The sequence below is a fragment of the Terrimonas alba genome (assembly GCF_042434975.1).
Lineage (GTDB): Bacteria > Bacteroidota > Bacteroidia > Chitinophagales > Chitinophagaceae > Terrimonas_B > Terrimonas_B alba.
The window spans coordinates 1-1,407 of record NZ_JBHMQM010000034.1; the positions used below are offsets into that span (position 1 = coordinate 1).

1 protein-coding gene is annotated in these 1,407 nt (G+C 46.3%); it reads right to left on the reverse strand.

The annotated features are described in order from the left end of the window. A partial coding sequence (locus ACFEL9_RS26060) for a hypothetical protein (protein ID WP_385896326.1) occupies window positions 1–1,407 on the reverse strand: 1,407 nt, incomplete at both ends.

Consider the following 1,407-nt stretch of genomic DNA (forward strand, 5'->3'; position numbering starts at 1 on the left):
TCTTCACCTGTTACAGCAGGATTGACGATCAAATGCAGTGTAACAACCGAATCACAACCGGCAACACTGGTGAGTGTTGCAATATGATCACCGGCTGATGTGATAGAAAGATTGTTCCAGCTGTATGGTAATGCTGCTTCGCAGATGGTAGTTGTTTCTTCACCCGTTACAGCAGGATTAACAATTAAATGCAGTGTTGCAACAGAGTCACAACCGGATGCGGCAACAAGCGTTGCAGTATGCTCACCGGCCGTTGTGATGGACAGGCCATTCCAGCTGTATGGTAATGCTGCTTCGCAGATGGTGATGGTTTCTTCACCTGTTACAGCAGGATTGACGATCAAATGCAGTGTAACAACCGAATCACAACCGGCAGTGCTTGTTAATGTCGCAATATGATCGCCGGCTGTTATTACCGACAGACCATTCCAGCTATATGGCAATGCTGCTTCGCAAATGGTAATTGTTTCTTCACCTGTTACAGCAGGATTAACAATTAAGTGCAGTGTAACAACAGAATCACAACCCGCCGCACTGGTAAGTGTTGTGTTATGATCACCGGCTGATGTGATAGAAAGATTGTTCCAGCTGTATGGCAATGCTGCTTCGCAGATGGTAGTTGTTTCTTCACCCGTTACAGCAGGGGTAACAATTAAATGCAGTGTAACAACCGAGTCACAACCAGCAGTGCTTGTTAATGTTGCAATATGCTCACCGGCTGTTGTTACCGACAGACCATTCCAGCTGTATGGCAATGCTGCTTCGCAGATAGTGACAGTCTCTTCACCCGTTACAGCAGAATTAACAATTAAATGCAGTGTAACAACCGAGTCACAACCGGTAACACTGGTGAGTGTAGCAGTATGATCACCGGCCGTTGTGATGGACAGACCATTCCAGCTGTATGGCAATGCTGCTTCGCAGATGGTAGTTGTTTCTTCACCCGTTACAGCAGGGGTAACAATTAAATGCAGTGTGACAACCGAATCACAACCGGCAGCGCTTGTTAATGTTACAATATGCTCACCGGCCGTTGTGATGGACTGACCATTCCAGCTGTATGACAATGCTGCTTCACAGATCGTGATCGTTTCTTCACCGTTTACAGCAGGATTAACAATTAAATGCAGTGTAACAACCGAATCACAACCGGATGCGGCAACAAGCGTTGCAGTATGCTCACCGGCTGTAGTGATGGACAGACCATTCCAACTGTATGGCAATGCTGCTTCGCAGATGGTAGTTGTTTCTTCACCCGTTACAGCAGGGGTAACAATTAAATGCAGTGTAACAACCGAGTCACAACCAGCAGTGCTTGTTAATGTTGCAATATGCTCACCGGCTGATGTGATAGAAAGATTGTTCCAGCTATAAGGCAATGCTGCTTCACAGATGGTGATCGTCTCT